This is a genomic window from Streptomyces sp. G5(2025) (assembly GCF_049542075.1).
In the GTDB taxonomy this organism is placed as follows: Bacteria; Actinomycetota; Actinomycetes; order Streptomycetales; family Streptomycetaceae; genus Streptomyces.
Genome location: NZ_JBMUZT010000006.1, coordinates 5,511,936 through 5,528,731, shown reverse-complemented (window position 1 = coordinate 5,528,731; position 16,796 = coordinate 5,511,936). Strand labels below are relative to the sequence as shown.

Below are 16,796 nucleotides of genomic sequence, written 5' to 3'. Positions count from 1 at the left end.
TTGCCGGGCTGACTGACCGTCACCGTCGCCCAAGGGGTCTGGATGTACCGGCTGCTCCGCACGTTCACGGCACTCACGGCTCTCACCGCCATCGGGCTCACGGCGGGCTGCTCCTCGGGATCCGGGTCCAAGGCCGGGTCCGCCACGTCCCGGGCCGCCGACGTCGCCGCCGGGCCCTCGACGGCCGCCGCGAAGGCCCCGAACGCGTTCTGGGTCGATCCCGACAGCCCCGCCGCCCGCCAGGTCGAGAAGTGGGAGCGGCAGGGCCGTGCCCGGGACGCCGAGGCCCTCAAGCGGATCTCCGAGCAGCCGCTGGCCGTGTGGCCCGCCGGTGACGACCCGGCGCCCGACGTCAGGGCGGCGACCGAAGGGGCGACCAAGGACGGCCGCACGGCGGTACTCGTCGCGTACAACATCCCGCACCGCGACTGCGGCCAGCACTCCGCGGGCGGCGCGCACAGCTCCGCCTTCTACCGGGAGTGGGTGGACGCCTTCGCCGGGGCGATCGGCGGCGCCCCCGCCGTGGTCGTCCTCGAACCCGACGCGATCCCGCACATCGTGGACGGCTGCACGCCCGCCGAGTACCACGCCGACCGCTACCAGCTGCTCTCCGAGGCGATCGAACGGTTCAAGCGCCAGCCGAAGGTGAAGGTGTACCTCGACGCCGGGAACCCCGGCTGGATCACCGACGCGCACAAACTCTCCGAGCCCCTCATCAAGGCGGGCATCGCGCAGGCCGACGGTTTCTCGCTGAACGTCTCCAACTTCCAGAGCGACGAGGTCACCAAGGCGTACGGCCGCACCCTGTCGGCGACGGTCGGCGGCAAGCACTTCGTCATGGACACCAGCCGCAACGGCAAGGGCCCGCTGGCCGGCGACCGGGAGGACGCCTGGTGCAACCCGCCCGGCCGTGGCCTCGGCACGCCGCCCACCGACCGCACGGGCGACCCGCTCCTCGACGCCGTCCTGTGGATCAAGCGGCCGGGCGACTCGGACGGCCCGTGCCGGGGCGGCCCGGCGGCGGGACAGTGGTGGCCGGACTACGCGCTCGGTCTCGCGCGGAACGCCAAGGACGCGTAGCCGCGGGGCACGGCCCGCTCGTGGCCGTGGGGCACGGCCCCGGTCATCGTTTCTCCTGGCCCACGTGGATCCACTTCGCCTCCGAGGACGTGCCGTCCTTGTCGGTGACGAACAGCATGTACCAGCCCGGTGGGACCAGCGCCGCGTCGCCCACCGGGACCTCCACCGTCACCGCCCCCTTGCCCTTGGTGAGCCCCAGCGCGATCGAGCGCTGCTCGACGTCGGTCGTGTGCGTCACCGCGCTCGGCCGCATCAGGCGGGCCGTCACGATGTCCCCGGGCCGGTCGGCGGCGAACGTCGCGCGGCCGTCCGCCGCCAGCTGCCGCGGGCCCTCGCCGAGCACCGGCCGGTTCTTGCCGCCCCTGTGCAGCGACGGCGGCGTGAAGATCTCCATGCGCTGCTCGAAGTGGCCGAGCTTGGTGTTCTGCTGGTTGTCGAAGAGCGGGTCCGAGCCGAAGGTGACGACCCGCCCGTCGGGCAGCAGCAGCGCCTCCGAGTGGTAGTTGCGGCCCACCTTCGGCGCCGCCGCCTCATGGAAGACGTTCTGCTTGGGGTCGTAGAACTGCGCCTTGAAGATGTTGCTGGCGCTGCGGCCCCGGTAGTCGGAGGAGCCATTGGAGGTGAACACCGAGTCGTCCGGCATGATCACGCTGTTCAGGTAGCGCGTTCCCTGCGGGAGTTGCGGGCCGGTCTTGAAGGACGGGTTCTCCTCCTTGAGGTCGATCACGGCCGTGCGGCGCGTCGCCTTGTCGGACTCGCCCACTCCCCCGCCGCCGAGGATCATCACCTTCTGGTCCTGCGCGGGCGGCAGCAGCACGGACGCCGACGTCTCCGTCTGGTCCATGTCGGTCAGCCCGGGAACCTTCTCGAACTTGTTCGTCGCCAGGTCCCACAGCCCCGGCTCACGGCCCTGGTCGGCGGGCCCGTACCCCGCGTTGGACGCCGGGTAGAAGAGCTTGCCGCCCTTGGTGAGGAAAAGCGCGGGGTAGGTCGGGAAGTACCGCTTGGGGCCGTCCGTCCACTTCTTCGTCCTCGGGTCGTAGATCTCGTTGTCGCCCGGGTCGACCACGCCCACGTCGTCGAGGCCGGAGACCGCGAGCACCTTGCCGTCCTCCAGGCCGACCAGGGTCGGGTACCAGCGGGCCTTCTTCATCGGCTCGACCGGGACATACCGCTCGGCCCTGGGGTCGAACTCGTACGCCGCCTTGATCCCCTGGAAGTCCTGCTTCTCCATGTCGATCTTCTCGGCGATGCCGTACGTGTTGTCGGCCTCGTCGCCGGTCAGACCCTCGATCTCGTACTGCGCCGTCGTCTCGTTGACCGACTGCTCGCCCGGCTCAAGCGCCTCGACGAAGACCCGCGACTCGCTCGCCTTGATGTCCGTCTTCCAGGGCTCCATCTCCCCGGACTTGGAGTACGAGATCTTGAAGTCCCGCTTGGCCTTCGGTACTTCGACGTCGAACTTGCTGACGTACTCGATGCCGGACGGCGAGCGGAACTTGGTGCCCTTCTTCAGGAACACCGCCTTGTCCGGGTTCTCGTTCTTCACCCGCATGCCGCCGCCGGCCCGCTCCACCTCGCCGTCGAGCAGTTCATAGCGCGCGGTGCCGCCCGCCACCAGGAGGCGGCCGTCGGGGAGTTGGGCGTGCCCGGCGCAGAAGAAGTCCACGGGGGTGTCGATCTTCTTGAAGCTGTTGTTCTTCGGGTCCCACAGGACCGTGTCGAACGACCCCGCGTCGAACTTCTTCTGCTCGTTGCCCGAACCCGCCACGATCAGCACCTTGCCGGTGTGCAGGAGCGCGGCGTGAATGGCGTTGGTGCGGAACTCCTTGGGGATGTCGACCATCTTCCACGAGCCGTACTTCGCCTTGTAACCGGGCCGGGAGATCTTGTACTCGTGGTACTGCTCCTCGGCGAAGGAGAGCGCGGCGGGCGCGTTCAGCCCGATGAGCAGCGCGCCCGCGCCGGCTCCGATGAGTGTCTTCCTCGTACGCCTTGAGGGCCGGTAGGCCATGGGTGCCATGTGTCAGTTCCCTCCTGTCGTCGTACCGGTGGCGAACGCCGGCTCGGGCTCGCCCTCCGCCTCCGGGACCGGATGTCCGGCCTCCCGGCGCGCCTCGCGCTCCTGCCCGGCCCGCCTGCGCTCCCTGGCGACGGTGAAGGTCCACACCGCGACCGGGGCCAGCGAGATGCCCATCGCGAGGACCGCCCACGTGCGCATCGCCACATGCGTGTGGCCGAGCACGAAGGAGACGACCAGCGACGTGGCGAGCAGCACCGCCCAGAAGAGATGGATGCGGAAGGTGAGCAGCCGGTCCGGGCTCGCGTCGTGGCCCTTGGGCGTGACCACGAAACGGCACGGGCGGCGCATGACGGCCGCGCCGAGGGACTTGGCGTAGATGGGTGCGGAGAGCGCCGACATCGCCATGCCGGCGAGGCCTCCCGAGCCCTCGGGCTCGTGCGGGGAGACGTTGTGGCGGCGGTTCCAGAGGTAGAGGCCGATCTGGAGGGCCGCCGCGTCGCTGTAGAGCATCAGCCACACGGAGGCCGCCACCTGGGTGCCGGACGCGCCGAACCAGAGGAAGAGGACGCAGCTGAGGATGCCGAGCAGCCAGTTGACCGCCGTCATCGGGTAGTACACGAGCATCAGCGTGTACGAGAAGAGCCGTCCGGGCGGCATCGTGAACGGCGCCCTCCAGAACTGCTTGAACAGCGTCTCGTACGTACCGCGCGACCACCGCATCTGCTGGGTGAAGAAGTCCGTCCACGAGGCCGGGCCCTCGCCGACGGCCAGGACGTCGGGGGTGTAGACCGAGCGCCAGTGGTTGTGGGTGGCGGGGTTGCGGCGGCGGTGCAGTTCGAAGCCGGTCGCCATGTCCTCGGTGATCGAGTCGTACAGGCCGCCGACCTGGGTGAGCGCGCTGATGCGTACGACGTTGTTGGTGCCGACGAACATGGGCGCCCGGTAGCGGTTGCCCGCGCGCTGGATGAGCGCGTGGAAGAGGAACTGCTGGGACTCGGCGGCCTTGGTGACGGGGGTCTCGTAGTTGCCGTAGACCTGCGGGCCGACGACGAACGCGACGTCGGGATCGCGGAAGTACCCCATCATCCGCTCCAGGAAGTTGGGGAGCGGGACGTGGTCGGTGTCGACGGACGCGAAGAAGTCGTACTCCGCGTGGTGCATCGCCAGCCAGGCGTTGTAGTTGCCGTGCTTGGTGCGGGCCTTGTGCGGGCCCTTCTCGCGGTTCCACTCCGGTACGCCGAGGCGCGTGAAGTGACGCACGCCCAGCTCTTCGCAGAGGGCCTTCGCGTCGGGGTCGTTCCCCTCGTCCAGGAGCCATACGTCCATGGGCCCCGTGTGGTGTATCCGCACCGCGCCTTCGAGGGTGGCCCGGACCATGGAGAGGGGTTCCTTGCCCGGCACGTACGTGGTGAGGAAGGCGACGCGGGTGCCGTCCTCCGGGGTCACCGGGACCGGGTCCCTCGCGACCAGCGTGGCGTGCGCGATCGATATGACGTTGACCAGCATGAACAGCTCGATCAGGCCGATCGCCACGAGCATCGTGACGTCGAGGCCGATGAGCCAGCGTTCGCCGCCCTCGCGTTCGGTCCAGTGGGTGGGCCAGACGAGGTAGACGAGGAGGAGGCCCGTGAGCACGGGGGCCAGTGCCATGAGGAACACGGCCCGTATTCGATGGGGCTCCGAGGAGAGAAGCTTGCGGTACTGGACTTGATAGCCGCCGCCGTTGCCGCCGCCGTCCTTGCCGCCGCGCGGCTCGGTGAGCGGGCCGGCGAGCGTGCTGTGGGTGTCGTAGTCGTAACCCTCCGGCTGCCGCACAGCGCCCTCCAGGTTCTGGTGACTGGTGATCGAACGAGCCGATACCCCCACCAAAGTGGAGTTTCCGGGGCGTGTCGAACCGGGTGCGTCCGTGCGGGCGGTTTTGGGGTGAGGGGGTTTGGTGGGGTTGCGGTGGGGCGGGGGGTGTGGGGGGTGGGGGGAGTTGGGGTGGGAGCTGGGGTGGGAGTTGGGGTGGGAGTTGGGGTGGGAGTTGGGGTGCGGGTGGGCGCCTTGGGTTCGTCTGTGGGGCGGGGACGTGGGGGTATGTCCGTGCTCGCTATCTTGGCGCCGGCCCGCGGTTGCTCATCGGCTGGGCATGACCACCACTGTGCTCCGCGCGCACATACCCCCACGTCCCCTCGGGCCGCCTGGCGCCCGCGGACCGCCGTCGGCTCACGCAGCCCTTGGGCCGCCTGACGCCCGCGGACCATCACCGCCTGCCCGCGCACACACCCACCTCCCTCGGGCCACCTGACGCCCGCGGACCGTCACCGCCTGCCCGCGCACACACCCCCCACCTCCCTCGGGGCACCTGACGCCTGCGCGCCGTCGCCGCCTGCCCTACGGCCTCTACCTCGACATCTCGACGCCGAGCATCGGGCGGGTGGGTGGGAGACATCCGGCGCGAAGCGGCGGGACAGGGGACACCGCCGGGCACCCCCGCCCGCCCCTACCTCGGCATCTCGACGCCGGTTGACGGGCGGGTGGGTGGGAGACATCCGGCGCGGAGCGGCGGGGCAGGGGAGGCCGCCGGGTGCGCGTTCGCGGGGGAGGGCAAACCCCCGGACGCGCGTTCACGGCGCGGTAGGCCATACCGCCAAGCGACCGGCAGGTCAGAGGCGCCGCAGGCGGTGGCGGACCGCGCGTTGGGCCAGCGGGCCCAGGTCCTCGACCGCGGTCACCAAGAGGGACAGCCGCTCCAGCGCCGCCAGCGCCCGCTCCGTACCCTCCGGGTCCACCCCCTCGTACAGCTCCATGCCCACGAACGACGCCGCCACCGCCCGCGCCAGCCCCACCGGATCCGTGAACTCCCCCAGCGGCGACGCCCCGAGCACCCGCGTCAGGGCCTTCTCGATCTCCTCGATCCAGAGCGCGAGCCCCGCCGCCGTCGCCGCCGCCAGCCGAGGCTGCGTCTGCGACCCGGCCAGCAGCTGCCCCAGGACCGCGACGTGCCCGGCCTCCCGCTCCTCCTCGTGCATCTCCCGCCCGAAGGAGAGAAGTTCGGAGAGGGAACCGATCGACGCCAGCCGCCCCCGGTAGCGGGCCACCCGCTGCTCCGTGCCGTGCCGACAGGCCGCCGAGAGGAGTTCGTCGACCGAGCCGAAGTGGTAGAAGACCAGCGCCTGGTTGACCCCGGCGGCCGCCGCGATCGTCCGCGCGGACGTCTTGGCGATGCCCTGCTCCGTGAGCGTCCGCAACGCCCCTTCGAGCAGCTTCTCGCGGGTCTCCTGCCCCTTGGCGGGATCCTTGGCGGCACTCACGCGCGCGCCTCCTCGCGGACGGGCCGCAGCCCGGGCCGCACCCCGCACGTGCGGACATCGGTGTACGTCGCCTCGAACGACCCCTCGTACCCGAAGAGCGGCCCGAAGCGCCGGTTGACGACCCGGACCTGGATGCGGAAGCGGCCGCTGTCGTCGTCGTAGGACTCACGCACCTCGGCGTCGCCGCCGATCAGCGCGGGCACCCGGCAGTCCACGGGCCCCTCCCGGAACCGGTGCTCCCCGGAGCGGATCACGAGCGAGCCGTCCGGCCCGGCCCGGAAGTGGAGGTCGCTGGCGAGGTGCTGGTGCGTGCCGAGGTAGTCGAGCACGCGGTCCCCTTTGGGGCTCAGGACCATCTGGGCATCGAAGCGGCGCGGGCCGCCGGGCAGGTCGAAGGTGCGCACGAAGCTCACCGTCTCACGGCCGTACGTGTCGACGTACGGCACGTTCTCGATCACGAAGGGGACGGCGCGGCCCTGGCGCGGGACGAGGATGTTGCGGGTTCCGCCGACCGCGAGGAACGGTTTCACGAAGCCCCGGCCGTGCCAGATGCGGTCCATCACGCCTCTGCCCGTGCAGGCCTCGCCGCTCGCGAGGCCGACGGAGAATCGGCGGCGCAGCTGCGGGTGCAGCCGCTCGAAGTCGGCGCCCATCACGGTCTCGAAGATCGACGTCATGAGCGCTGCTCCTGGGCGGTGGTGAGGGTGGACAGCAGGCGAGGGGCACGCGCGCGTGCCGGTGGGGTGCGCAGGCAGCGGCGGGCCGCGGGCGTGGTGGGCAGGGGCGGCAGGATCACCGCGAGCGCCGCTGCCGCGAGGGCCGTCATGGGGGCGAGGAGGACCGCCGCCGTCACGAGGAGCATCCGCAGGACGATCTCGGCCGCGGCGTGGACGAGGGCGCGTTCGGGGGTGATGCCGCGCTCCAGCCAGAGCCGGAGGCGGTCGAAGGACCAGGCCGTCGCCCAGCCCATCAGGGGGCGCAGAACCGCGCGGTCGACGAGTGCCCCGAGGCGGCCCCAGCGCGGGCGGTAGTCGTAGCCGGTGAGGAAGCGGACGCCGTCGCCGTCCGGCTCGGGCACGTAGCGCCAGTAGCCGCCGCCTTCTTCGAGGGGGGAGAGCGGGTGCGGGGACGCGAAGCGCAGGGCGGAGGTCCGGGTACCGTCCGGGCGCCGCTTCTCCCCCGCGCTGACCCCGGTGCCGGCGATCGTCAGGAAGGGCAGCACGCGCGTGGCGTACCGGAAGTGCTGCGGCTCGCCCTCCTCGCACGGCAGGTAGGTGATCTCGGTGAAGCGCAGGTCCCAGCGCTGGTGCTGACCGGGTTCCTGGGTGCGGGCCCAGAGGTCGTCGAGGTCGGCGCGTATGCGTGTCTCTATGTACAAGCTCATCCGAAACCCCCACGTCGGCCTGGTTTTGAGCGAGTGCTCAAGTGAAAGGTAGCGGCATTTGAGCACTCGCTCATACAGAGCAAGCCCCCGCCAGGAGGCGGGGGCTTGCTCTGTATGTCTGGCTAGGAGGAGAGGTGGCGCTCCACCGTCTCGACCTTGGAGGTGAGGCCGTCCGTCACGCCGGGACGGATGTCGGCCTTCATGACGACCGAGACGCGCGGTGCCCGCGCCTCCACCGCGGCGACGGCGCGCTTGACGACGCCCATCACCTCGTCCCACTCGCCCTCTACGGACGTGAACATGGCGTCGGTCTTGTTCGGCAGCCCCGACTCGCGTACGACACGGACGGCTTCGGCCACGTACTCGCCGACGTCCTCACCGACGCCGAGCGGAGTCACGGAGAAAGCGACGATCATGCGTTGACGATCCCTTCCTTGCGGGCACGCGAGGCGATCACCGCGGCCTCGGCCTCGCGCTTCAGCTTGCGCTCGGCGAACAGGCCGCCGAAGGGCGGGATCGCCAGCAGGAAGTACACCGCGGCCTTCTGCCACGGCCACTTGGTCCGGTTCCAGGCGTCGAGCAGGAAGACGACGTAGAGGAGGAACAGGATCGCGTGGATCCACCCCATCACCGGGACGGCGTTGAACTCGGTGGTGCGCTTGAGCACCGAGCAGACCAGCAGGATCGGAAACGAGATGGCCTCCGGGATCGAGACCAGTCGGAGTCGGTGCAAGGCAGCGGCAGTCTTGATGTCCACGGGTCACCTTCGGTGAGGGGGGCGGGGCGGAAAGAGGCGGGACGGAGCAGGGGCGGCGCACGCTCGGCGGCGCGATCTTGTGAACGCGCGCACAAGCGGCCCCCATTGTGACATCGGGGTGTGCTCCGGGTTCGCTCAGGGGCCTTCACCCTGTTCTGGGCGGGTACGGGGCGGCTACCGTCGATTCGTGGCTACTTTCCGGCTCCAGGGGAGCAGAGTGCTCGCCGTCGACATGACCGGCGACGCCGTGAAGGCGAAGAACGGCTCGATGGTCGCCTATGACGGCCAGATGGCCTTCAAGAAGATGTCCGGCGGCGGCGAGGGCATACGGGGCATGGTGACCCGCCGCGTCACCGGCGAGCAGATGACGGTGATGGAGGTGAAGGGGCACGGCACCTGCTGGTTCGCCGACCGCGCCACCGAGATCAATCTGGTGCGGCTGACCGGCGAGAAGCTGTACGTCGAGGCGAGCAACCTGCTGTGCACCGACGCCGGCCTGCGCACCGGCACCAGCTTCACGGGCCTGCGCGGCGCGACGCAGGGCAACGGCCTGTTCACGACCACCGTCGAGGGCACGGGTCAGGCGGCGATCATCTCCGACGGCCCGGCGGTGGCCCTGCGCGTCTCCCGGCAGTATCCGCTGACGGTCGACCCAGGGGCGTACATCGCCCATCAGGGGGACGTCCGCCAGAGCTTCCAGTCGGGCGTCACCTTCCGCACCTTCATGGGCGAGGGCGGCGGCGAGGCCTTCCAGATCCGCTTCGAGGGCGACGGCCTGGTCTACGTACAGCCCAGTGAGCGCACCACGATCGCGGGAGACGTCTGACATGCCCTTCCGAGAGATCAACGCGAAGATGATCGAGGCGACGGTCCAGCCGGGCGTCAAGATCTTCAGCCAGCGCGGCGCCATGCTCGCCTACAAGGGAGATGTCTCCTTCACGCCCAACCTCCAGGGCGGTCAGGGCGGCCTCACCTCCATGATCGGCCGCCGGGTGGCGGGCGAGGCGACGCCTCTGATGACCGTGGAAGGCAGCGGGACGGTCCTGTTCGGGCACGGCGGGCACCACATCCAGGTGATCGGCCTCTCCGGAGACACGCTGTACGTGGAGGCGGACCGCCTGCTGGCCTTCGACGGCACGCTCCAGCAAGGCACGATGTTCATGGGCGCACAGGGCGGCGTCATGGGCATGGTGCGCGGCCAGGTCACCGGCCAGGGCCTGTTCACCACCACCCTCAAGGGGCACGGCGCGGTCGCCGTCATGGCGCACGGCGGCGTCATCGAGGTCCCCATCGCCCCGCAGCGCCCGGTCCACGTCGACCCTCAGGCGTATGTGGCGCACCACGGCGACGTGCGCAACAAACTCTCCACGGCGCTCGGCTGGCGCGACCTGGTGGGCCGCGGCTCCGGCGAGGCGTTCCAGCTGGAGCTGTCGGGAAGCGGCGCGGTGTACGTCCAGGCTTCGGAGGAGAAGCTGTGAACCCCAACGTCTCGACCCCGGCGGGCGCGCCCGCGGTCTTCGACCCCACGACGCTGCCGAGCGACGACAACGTCAACGCGTACACCTTCTGCGTGGAGCTCACGGGAAGCCAGTGGTTCCTGCAGAAGGGAAAGATGATCGCCTACTACGGGCGGATCGACTTCAACGGCATCGGGCACGGCAGGCTCGACCGGCTGGTCCGGACCAGTTTTCATTCGCCGTTGCACGCGAGTGACTGGGTCGTGGCGGACGGCCAGGGCAAGATGCTCCTGGCCGACCGGGCCTTCGACGTGAATTCGTATGACTTGAATGAGGGCAACCTGACCATTCGCTCGGGCAACCTCCTCGCTTTTCAGCCAACTCTCGCGTTGAAGCAGTCGATCGTTCCGGGGTTCCTGACCCTGATCGGGACCGGCACGTTCGTGGCCGCGTCGAACGGCCCGGTGGTCTTCATGGAGCCGCCGATCCGCGTTGATCCACAGGCGCTCGTGGGGTGGGCGGACTGCCCTTCACCGTGCCACCACTACGACCACGGTTACCTCACAGGAGTGATCGGGGGCGTGCGGGCACTGACCGGCATCGGCGGCACCTCCGGGGAGGAGCACCAATTCGAGTTCGTGGGCGCCGGCACGGTGCTGCTCCAGTCGACCGAGACGCTCATGTCCGAGCAGGCGACGGGAGGGGTGCCGGACGAGGCGGGGGTGCCGGGAGGGAGGAGCGCTCCCACTCAATCGGGTCAGCAGCCGGGGGTACCGCGCCTTCCCGGACAACTGGGGGACCTCCAGCGTCGCTTCGGGCTGTGAGCGGTAGTCTGCGGAGTGTGACGGCGAACGCCTGTGCCCCTCCCCGTGACCAGGGGATGCGAGGCGTGTCACATCCCACCATTCGTTCACCTTTCAACTTCTTAGGTAGAATCGATTCCATGGAGACCGAGACGGCCCCGCAGTGGCTGACCGACGAGGAACAGTGCGCTTGGCGCACCCACGTGGAGGTCAACAGGATGCTGACATATCAGCTCGAAAAGGACCTTCAGCCGTTCAACCTGACCATGAACGACTATGACATTCTCGTGCATCTCTCCGAATCGGAAGACCTGCGGATGCGCATGAGCGATCTCGCCGCTGCCACTCTGCAGTCCAAGAGCCGCCTGTCCCACCAGATCACCCGTATGGAGAACGCGGGCCTGGTACGCCGGGAGAACTGCGAGTCCGACCGGCGCGGCCTCTACACCGTCCTCACCGACGACGGCATGGAGACCATGCAGAAGGTGGCCCCGCACCACGTCGCCTCCGTGCGGCGGCACTTCGTCGACCTCGTCTCCCCCGAGGCGCTCTGCGAGCTGCACAAGGCCCTGACCCCGATCGCGGAACATCTGCGCTCCCAGCGCGGAAAACCCTGACAGACCCCGCACACCCTGACCCGCTCCGCGGCGACCGGCCGTATCCTCCCTCAATCCGCCGACGACTGAGGGCCTGGCAGCCGGAGCTCGAAGAGCGCACCCCCCGACGGCGCCTCCCCGACCACGAGGGTGCCGCCGTGCCGCGCCGCCACGTCCCGCGCGATCGCGAGGCCGAGACCGGCCCCGCCCTCGTCGCGGGTCCGCGCGTCGTCCAGACGGACGAACCGCTCGAAGATCCGCTCCCGCTCGCCCGGGGGCACCCCACTCCCGTCATCGGACACCGCGAGGACCGCCCACATGCCATCGGTCCGCGTGGTGACCGTGACGCGGGAGCGGGCGTGCCGCTGCGCATTGTTCAACAGATTGCCGAGCACCCGCGCCAACTGACCGCGGGAGCCCACCACTTCGACGCTCCTGAGGTCCGTGTGCACGTCCACACGGTCCCGGGTGCGCTGCGAGAGCTCCTCCCGGACGAAGGCCGCCAGATCCACGCGCGCCCCGCCGGGCTTCTCGCCGGCGTCGAGGCGGGCGAGCAGGAGCAGGTCGGCGGCGAGTTCCTGGAGCCGCACGGTGTCCTCGACCGCGCCGTCGACGTCCAGCAACTCCGGGTGCGCCGCGCCCACTTCGAGCTGCGTGCGCAGTGAGGCGATGGGGCTGCGCAGCTCGTGCGAGGCGTCCGCCACGAAGCGCCGCTGCCGCTCCACCGAGGTCTGCAGGGCGGCGAGGGTCTCGTTCGTGGTGCGGGCGAGGCGGGCGATCTCGTCGTGCGTGTCCGGCTCGGGCACGCGGCGCGCGAGGTCCTCCGACGCCGTGATCGCGGACATCTCCGCGGTGATGGCGGCCACCGGGCGCAGCGCCCTGCGCGTCACCAGCCAGGTGACGCCCGCCACGACACCGAGCAACAGGGGGAAACCGATCAGCATGGACGTCAACGCCGTGGACACCGCGCTCTGTTCGTCGGCGAGGGAGCCGCCGGCGTAGACGGTGAGGTCGCCCTTGTCCTCCGTACTCACCTCGACGGCGGCGAAGCGGTAGTCGCCGCTCTCGCCGTCGACGGTGGCGGAGCCGTCGGTGTACTCGGCCTCGTCGTCGATCTCGCCGGTCTCCCCCGGCTCGGGCTTCTCCCCGCCCCCCTCCCCATCGGCGTCACCGTCGGCCGGGCGGGTCGCGGGGCCGGGTTTGACCGCGTCGGTCCCGGTGCCGCTGATCCGCTCCAGGTCCTCGCTGGCCGCGACCAACGTGCCGTTCTCGTCGACCACTTGGACGGGAGACTCGTCGCCGTCCGGCAGGTCGAGGTCCGCGTACGGCCGGTTGGCCACGAGCTGCGAGGCGACCTCGCGGGCGGCGGCGTTCGCCCGGCCGTCCGCCTGGCCGGTGAGGTTGGCGCGGAGCGAGAACAGCACGGCGGCGCCCGCCACCACCAGGGCCAGGGCGACGACCAGGCTCGCGCCCAGCGTGGCGCGGGCGCGCACGGAGCCGAAGAGCCGTTTCACCGCGGGGTCTCCAGGCGGTAACCGGCGCCGCGCACCGTCTTGATGAGGGCCGCGCCCAGCTTGCGGCGCAGGGTGCTCACGTACACCTCGACGATGTTCGGGTCCCCCTCGTACGCGAAGTCCCAGACGTGTTCCAGGATGTCGCCCTTGGAGACGACCTCCCCGGCCCGCAGCACCAGCTGCTCCAGGACCGCGAACTCCTTGGTGGTGAGGATGACTTCGGCCTCGCCGCGAAAGACGCGGCGCGCGGCCGTGTCGACCTTGAGATCGCCCAGGGTGTGGACCGGCGACGGGCCGCCGTTGCCGCGGCGGCGCAGCAGCGCCTTCACGCGGGCCACGAGCACGACGTACGAGAAGGGCTTGGTGAGGTAGTCGTCGGCACCCGTGTCCAGGCCCTCCGCCTCGTCGTACTCGCCGTCCTTGGCGGTGAGCATCAGGATGGGTACGTCGTTGCCCGCGGCGCGCAGGGTCGAGCAGATGCGGTAGCCGTTCATGCCGGGCAGCATGATGTCGAGGACGATCAAGTCGTACGTGCCTTCGCTCGCGCGGTGCAGCCCGTCGATGCCGTCATGGACGACGTCGACGGCGTAGCCCTCGGCGGTCAGGCCCTTGGCGAGCGACAGGGCCAGCCGCTTCTCGTCCTCGACGATCAACAAGCGCATGCGTTCCTCCACGATCAGCGAGCGCGTGCGTTCAGGGTCGCAGAGCGAACCTGAAGACTTCTTCAGGTGGCTTCAGCTTCGGTTCAGGATCGTTCGGCCAGATTGGTCCTCGTCGAAAGCGAACGGCAGCTGCCCCCCCGGCCGCCGCCCACTCGCCCACCGTCTCGGGAGGAACCCTCATGAAGCGCAACATCGTCATCGCCACCGTCGCCGCCGCGGCCCTGATCACCGGCGGTACCGCCACCGCCCTCGCGACCACCGGCGACGACGAGAGCGCCGCGAAGCGGTCGAGCGTGCAGCTGAAGGACGACGACCGCAAGAGTGACGACGAGGGCAAGGCCGATCGTGACGACCGCGACGACGCCGCCGAGAACACCGCGGAGGCCAAGGCCGCCAAGGTGACGGCCGCGGACGCGATCAAGGCGGCCCTCGCGAAGACCCCCGGCACCGCCGTCTCCGCCGAGCTGGACGAGGAGGACGGCGGCCTGGTCTGGGACGTCGACATCCTGAAGGGCAACACCTGGCACAACGTCGAGATCGACCCCGGCACCGGCAAGGTGCTCGGCACCTGGATCGACAAGGACGACAAGGGCGCCGATGACGACGCCGGTGAGGACGCCGCCGACGCCGCCCGGGTGAACTCCGCGCTCAAGGGCTCCTCCACCAGCGCCGAGGACGCCGCGCGCACCGCCGCCGCCAAGGGCACGGTGACCTCCGTGGACCTGGACGACGACGGCACGGCGGGCGCCTGGGGCGTGGAGACGACGGGCACCAAGGGCGCCGAGTCCGAGTGGAACGTCGACCTGAAGACCGGCAAGGTCACGGCGGACCGCGCGGACCACGACGACGACCGTGACGACCAGGACGACAGCGACGACCACGACGGTCAGAACGACCACGACGACCATGACGACAACGACGGTCAGGACGACTGACCGCCGCCACAGACGAAAAGCCCCGGGACACACCGCCCCGGGGCTTTTCCGTCACCCCTCAAACCGCGGTAACAGCCTCCACCAGCTCATCGGCGGCCCCATACGGGTCAAGCTCCCCCGCCACGATCCGCTCCGCCAGCGCCGACAGCCGCCGGTCCCCGTGCAGGGACCCGACCCGCTCCCGCAGCGCCGTGACCGCGATCGTCTCGACCTCCCGGGCGGCACGGGAGACACGCCGCTCGGCGAGGACCCCCCGCTCCTCCATCCACGCCCGGTGCTTCTCCAGCGCCTCGACGACCTCGTCGATGCCCTCGCCCCGCGCCGCGACCGTCTTCACGATGGGCGGGCGCCAGTCGCCGGGGCCCCGGGACTCCCCGAGGCCGAGCATGTGGTTCAGCTCCCGGGCGGTGGCATCGGCGCCGTCGCGGTCCGCCTTGTTGACGACGTACACGTCACCGATCTCCAGGATCCCGGCCTTCGCCGCCTGGATGCCGTCGCCCATGCCGGGCGCGAGCAGGACCACGGAGGTGTCGGCCTGCGAGGCGATGTCGACCTCGGACTGGCCGACGCCGACGGTCTCCACCAGCACCACGTCGCAGCCCGCCGCGTCCAGGACGCGGATGGCCTGCGGCGCGGCCCAGGCGAGCCCGCCGAGGTGGCCGCGCGTGGCCATCGAGCGGATGTAGACGCCGGGGTCGGAGGCGTGGTCCGACATGCGGACCCGGTCGCCGAGGAGCGCGCCGCCGGAGAAGGGGGACGACGGGTCGACCGCGAGCACGCCGACCCGTTTGCCCGCCCGCCGGTAGGCGCTCACCAGCGCGGATGTCGACGTCGACTTGCCGACGCCGGGCGATCCGGTGATCCCGACCACGTACGCGTGTCCCGCCAGTGGAGCAAGTGCCGCCATCACTTCGCGCAGCTGCGGTGACGCCCCCTCGACCAGTGAGATCAGCCGGGCCACGGCCCGTGGCCTGCCCTCGCGGGCCTGCGCCACCAGGGAGGGGACGTCCTGCATGAAACAGCTCCGTTCGCTACGTACGGGACACCGCAGGCCGCGGGGTCGTCAGGCCTTGGCCACCTTGAGGATCAGCGCGTCGCCCTGGCCACCGCCACCGCACAGCGCGGCCGCACCGACGCCGCCGCCGCGCCGCTTCAGCTCCAGGGCCAGATGGAGTACGAGGCGCGCGCCGGACATCCCGATCGGGTGACCGAGGGCGATGGCCCCGCCGTTGACGTTCACCTTTTCCGAGGAAACTCCGAGGTCCTTCATTGACTGCACCGCGACGGCGGCGAAGGCTTCGTTGATCTCGATGAGGTCGAGGTCGGCGACGTCCAGGCCCTCCTTCTTCAGGGCGTGGCGGATGGCGTTGGACGGCTGGGACTGGAGGGAGTTGTCCGGTCCCGCCACGTTGCCGTGGGCGCCGATCTCGGCGATCCAGTGCAGGCCCAGCTCCTCGGCCTTGGCCTTGGACATGACGACGACGGCCGCGGCGCCGTCGGAGATCTGCGAGGCGGAGCCGGCGGTGATCGTGCCGTCCTTGGCGAAGGCGGGGCGCAGCTTGCCGAGGGACTCGGCGGTGGTCTCGGGACGGATGCCCTCGTCCTTGGCGAAGAGGACCGGGTCGCCCTTGCGCTGCGGGATCTCGATCGGGGTGATCTCGGCCTCGAACAGGCCGTTCTTCTGCGCGGCGGCGGCGCGCTGGTGCGAGAGGGCGGCGATCTCGTCCTGCTCGGGGCGGGCGATGCCGAGGCGGCCGTTGTGCTTCTCGGTCGACTCGCCCATGGCGACGCCTTCGAAGGAGTCGGTCAGGCCGTCGTACGCCATGGAGTCGAGCATCTCGATGGCGCCGTACTTGTGGCCCTCGCGGGACCCCGGGAGCAGGTGCGGGGCGTTGGTCATGGACTCCTGGCCGCCCGCCACGACGATGTCGAACTCGCCCGCGCGGATGAGCTGGTCGGCCAGGGCGATGGCGTCGAGGCCCGAGAGGCAGACCTTGTTCACGGTGAGTGCCGGGACGTTCATGGGGATGCCCGCCTTGACGGCGGCCTGGCGCGCCGGGATCTGCCCCGTACCGGCCTGGAGCACCTGGCCCATGATCACGTACTGGACCTGGTCGCCGCCGATGCCGGCGCGGTCGAGCGCGGCCTTGATCGCGAAGCCGCCCAGGTCCGCACCCGAGAAGGACTTCAGGGAGCCGAGGAGGCGGCCCATGGGCGTGCGCGCGCCCGCGACGATCACTGAGGTGGTACCGGACGTTCGAGACATGTGCCACGGCCCCTTGGGAGGAG

17 protein-coding genes are annotated in these 16,796 nt (G+C 70.5%); 6 read left to right on the top strand and 11 right to left on the bottom strand.

The features are described 5' to 3' along the window. The first annotated feature begins 42 nt into the window (after window positions 1-42). Window positions 43-1,080, top strand: a complete 1,038-nt coding sequence (locus ACOBQB_RS36040; protein ID WP_423597967.1) for a glycoside hydrolase family 6 protein — start codon at window positions 43-45, stop codon at window positions 1,078-1,080. 43 nt (window positions 1,081-1,123) lie between these two features. Here the strand turns inward: ACOBQB_RS36040 and ACOBQB_RS36035 are convergent, their stop codons facing one another. The 7 genes from ACOBQB_RS36035 to ACOBQB_RS36005 form a co-directional block, all read right to left on the bottom strand. Then, window positions 1,124-3,094: a galactose oxidase-like domain-containing protein gene (locus ACOBQB_RS36035; RefSeq protein WP_423598979.1), complete on the bottom strand. Its 1,971-nt coding sequence runs from the start codon at window positions 3,092-3,094 to the stop codon at window positions 1,124-1,126. A gap of 12 nt (window positions 3,095-3,106) precedes the next feature. Beyond that, window positions 3,107-4,969 (bottom strand): glycosyltransferase family 2 protein, encoded by a 1,863-nt coding sequence (locus ACOBQB_RS36030; RefSeq protein WP_423597965.1) that lies wholly within the window; start codon window positions 4,967-4,969, stop codon window positions 3,107-3,109. Between the two features lie 782 nt (window positions 4,970-5,751). Further along, the gene (locus ACOBQB_RS36025) at window positions 5,752-6,399 is read right to left on the bottom strand and encodes a TetR/AcrR family transcriptional regulator (RefSeq protein ID WP_423597963.1); all 648 of its coding nucleotides are present in this window, start codon (window positions 6,397-6,399) and stop codon (window positions 5,752-5,754) included. Next, window positions 6,396-7,076, bottom strand: coding sequence for a DUF4166 domain-containing protein (locus tag ACOBQB_RS36020; protein WP_423597961.1), 681 nt, complete (start codon window positions 7,074-7,076; stop codon window positions 6,396-6,398). The genes ACOBQB_RS36025 and ACOBQB_RS36020 overlap by 4 nt, the downstream gene beginning before the upstream one ends. Continuing rightward, complete coding sequence (locus ACOBQB_RS36015; protein WP_423597959.1) at window positions 7,073-7,783, bottom strand: hypothetical protein; 711 nt, start codon at window positions 7,781-7,783, stop codon at window positions 7,073-7,075. The genes ACOBQB_RS36020 and ACOBQB_RS36015 overlap by 4 nt, the downstream gene beginning before the upstream one ends. A 122-nt stretch (window positions 7,784-7,905) precedes the next feature. Beyond that, window positions 7,906-8,199 (bottom strand): MTH1187 family thiamine-binding protein, encoded by a 294-nt coding sequence (locus tag ACOBQB_RS36010; protein WP_423597957.1) that lies wholly within the window; start codon window positions 8,197-8,199, stop codon window positions 7,906-7,908. Next, the gene (locus ACOBQB_RS36005; protein ID WP_359646272.1) at window positions 8,196-8,540 is read right to left on the bottom strand and encodes a DUF3817 domain-containing protein; all 345 of its coding nucleotides are present in this window, start codon (window positions 8,538-8,540) and stop codon (window positions 8,196-8,198) included. Before ACOBQB_RS36005 ends, ACOBQB_RS36010 begins: the two co-directional genes overlap by 4 nt. Before the next feature lie 187 nt (window positions 8,541-8,727). On the opposite strand from ACOBQB_RS36005, the gene ACOBQB_RS36000 reads away from it, so the two are divergent. The 4 genes from ACOBQB_RS36000 to ACOBQB_RS35985 all read left to right on the top strand — a co-directional run bounded on the left by ACOBQB_RS36000 (window position 8,728) and on the right by ACOBQB_RS35985 (window position 11,417). Beyond that, window positions 8,728-9,366, top strand: coding sequence for an AIM24 family protein (locus tag ACOBQB_RS36000; RefSeq protein WP_423597955.1), 639 nt, complete (start codon window positions 8,728-8,730; stop codon window positions 9,364-9,366). A gap of 1 nt (window position 9,367) precedes the next feature. Further along, window positions 9,368-10,018 (top strand): AIM24 family protein, encoded by a 651-nt coding sequence (locus ACOBQB_RS35995; RefSeq protein ID WP_423597953.1) that lies wholly within the window; start codon window positions 9,368-9,370, stop codon window positions 10,016-10,018. Further along, window positions 10,015-10,821 carry an AIM24 family protein gene (locus ACOBQB_RS35990; protein ID WP_423597951.1) on the top strand — a complete coding sequence of 269 codons (807 nt, stop codon included), beginning with the start codon at window positions 10,015-10,017 and terminating at the stop codon, window positions 10,819-10,821. The genes ACOBQB_RS35995 and ACOBQB_RS35990 overlap by 4 nt, the downstream gene beginning before the upstream one ends. Before the next feature lie 119 nt (window positions 10,822-10,940). Next, entirely contained in the window at window positions 10,941-11,417 is a 477-nt protein-coding gene (locus tag ACOBQB_RS35985; protein WP_423597949.1) for a MarR family winged helix-turn-helix transcriptional regulator, read from the top strand. Window positions 11,418-11,467: 50 nt separating this feature from the next. Here the strand turns inward: ACOBQB_RS35985 and ACOBQB_RS35980 are convergent, their stop codons facing one another. Together ACOBQB_RS35980 and ACOBQB_RS35975 are read right to left on the bottom strand one after the other, a co-directional pair. Beyond that, window positions 11,468-12,910, bottom strand: a complete 1,443-nt coding sequence (locus ACOBQB_RS35980) for a sensor histidine kinase (protein ID WP_423597947.1) — start codon at window positions 12,908-12,910, stop codon at window positions 11,468-11,470. After that, a complete protein-coding gene (locus tag ACOBQB_RS35975; protein ID WP_423597945.1) occupies window positions 12,907-13,572 on the bottom strand; it encodes a response regulator transcription factor in 666 nt (221 codons plus the stop codon). Before ACOBQB_RS35975 ends, ACOBQB_RS35980 begins: the two co-directional genes overlap by 4 nt. A gap of 179 nt (window positions 13,573-13,751) precedes the next feature. Between ACOBQB_RS35975 and ACOBQB_RS35970 the strand changes: the two genes are divergently transcribed. Further along, entirely contained in the window at window positions 13,752-14,507 is a 756-nt protein-coding gene (locus ACOBQB_RS35970; RefSeq protein ID WP_423597943.1) for a PepSY domain-containing protein, read from the top strand. A 58-nt stretch (window positions 14,508-14,565) separates the two neighbouring features. On the opposite strand, the gene meaB is transcribed toward ACOBQB_RS35970, so the two are convergent. Together meaB and ACOBQB_RS35960 are read right to left on the bottom strand one after the other, a co-directional pair. Continuing rightward, entirely contained in the window at window positions 14,566-15,522 is a 957-nt protein-coding gene (gene meaB, locus ACOBQB_RS35965) for a methylmalonyl Co-A mutase-associated GTPase MeaB (RefSeq protein ID WP_423597941.1), read from the bottom strand. 48 nt (window positions 15,523-15,570) lie between these two features. Next, window positions 15,571-16,773 (bottom strand): acetyl-CoA C-acetyltransferase, encoded by a 1,203-nt coding sequence (locus tag ACOBQB_RS35960; protein WP_423597939.1) that lies wholly within the window; start codon window positions 16,771-16,773, stop codon window positions 15,571-15,573. Window positions 16,774-16,796: the final 23 nt, after the last annotated feature.

Coding starts and splice junctions, on each gene's coding strand:
- ACOBQB_RS36040 (WP_423597967.1), top strand. CDS start 43: ATGTACCGGCTGCTCCGCACGTTCACGGCACTCACGGCTCTCACCGCC.
- ACOBQB_RS36035 (WP_423598979.1), bottom strand. CDS start 3,094: ATGGCCTACCGGCCCTCAAGGCGTACGAGGAAGACACTCATCGGAGCC.
- ACOBQB_RS36020 (WP_423597961.1), bottom strand. CDS start 7,076: ATGACGTCGATCTTCGAGACCGTGATGGGCGCCGACTTCGAGCGGCTG.
- ACOBQB_RS36015 (WP_423597959.1), bottom strand. CDS start 7,783: ATGAGCTTGTACATAGAGACACGCATACGCGCCGACCTCGACGACCTC.
- ACOBQB_RS36010 (WP_423597957.1), bottom strand. CDS start 8,199: ATGATCGTCGCTTTCTCCGTGACTCCGCTCGGCGTCGGTGAGGACGTC.
- ACOBQB_RS35995 (WP_423597953.1), top strand. CDS start 9,368: ATGCCCTTCCGAGAGATCAACGCGAAGATGATCGAGGCGACGGTCCAG.
- ACOBQB_RS35985 (WP_423597949.1), top strand. CDS start 10,941: ATGGAGACCGAGACGGCCCCGCAGTGGCTGACCGACGAGGAACAGTGC.
- ACOBQB_RS35975 (WP_423597945.1), bottom strand. CDS start 13,572: ATGCGCTTGTTGATCGTCGAGGACGAGAAGCGGCTGGCCCTGTCGCTC.
- ACOBQB_RS35970 (WP_423597943.1), top strand. CDS start 13,752: ATGAAGCGCAACATCGTCATCGCCACCGTCGCCGCCGCGGCCCTGATC.
- meaB (WP_423597941.1), bottom strand. CDS start 15,522: ATGCAGGACGTCCCCTCCCTGGTGGCGCAGGCCCGCGAGGGCAGGCCA.
- ACOBQB_RS35960 (WP_423597939.1), bottom strand. CDS start 16,773: ATGTCTCGAACGTCCGGTACCACCTCAGTGATCGTCGCGGGCGCGCGC.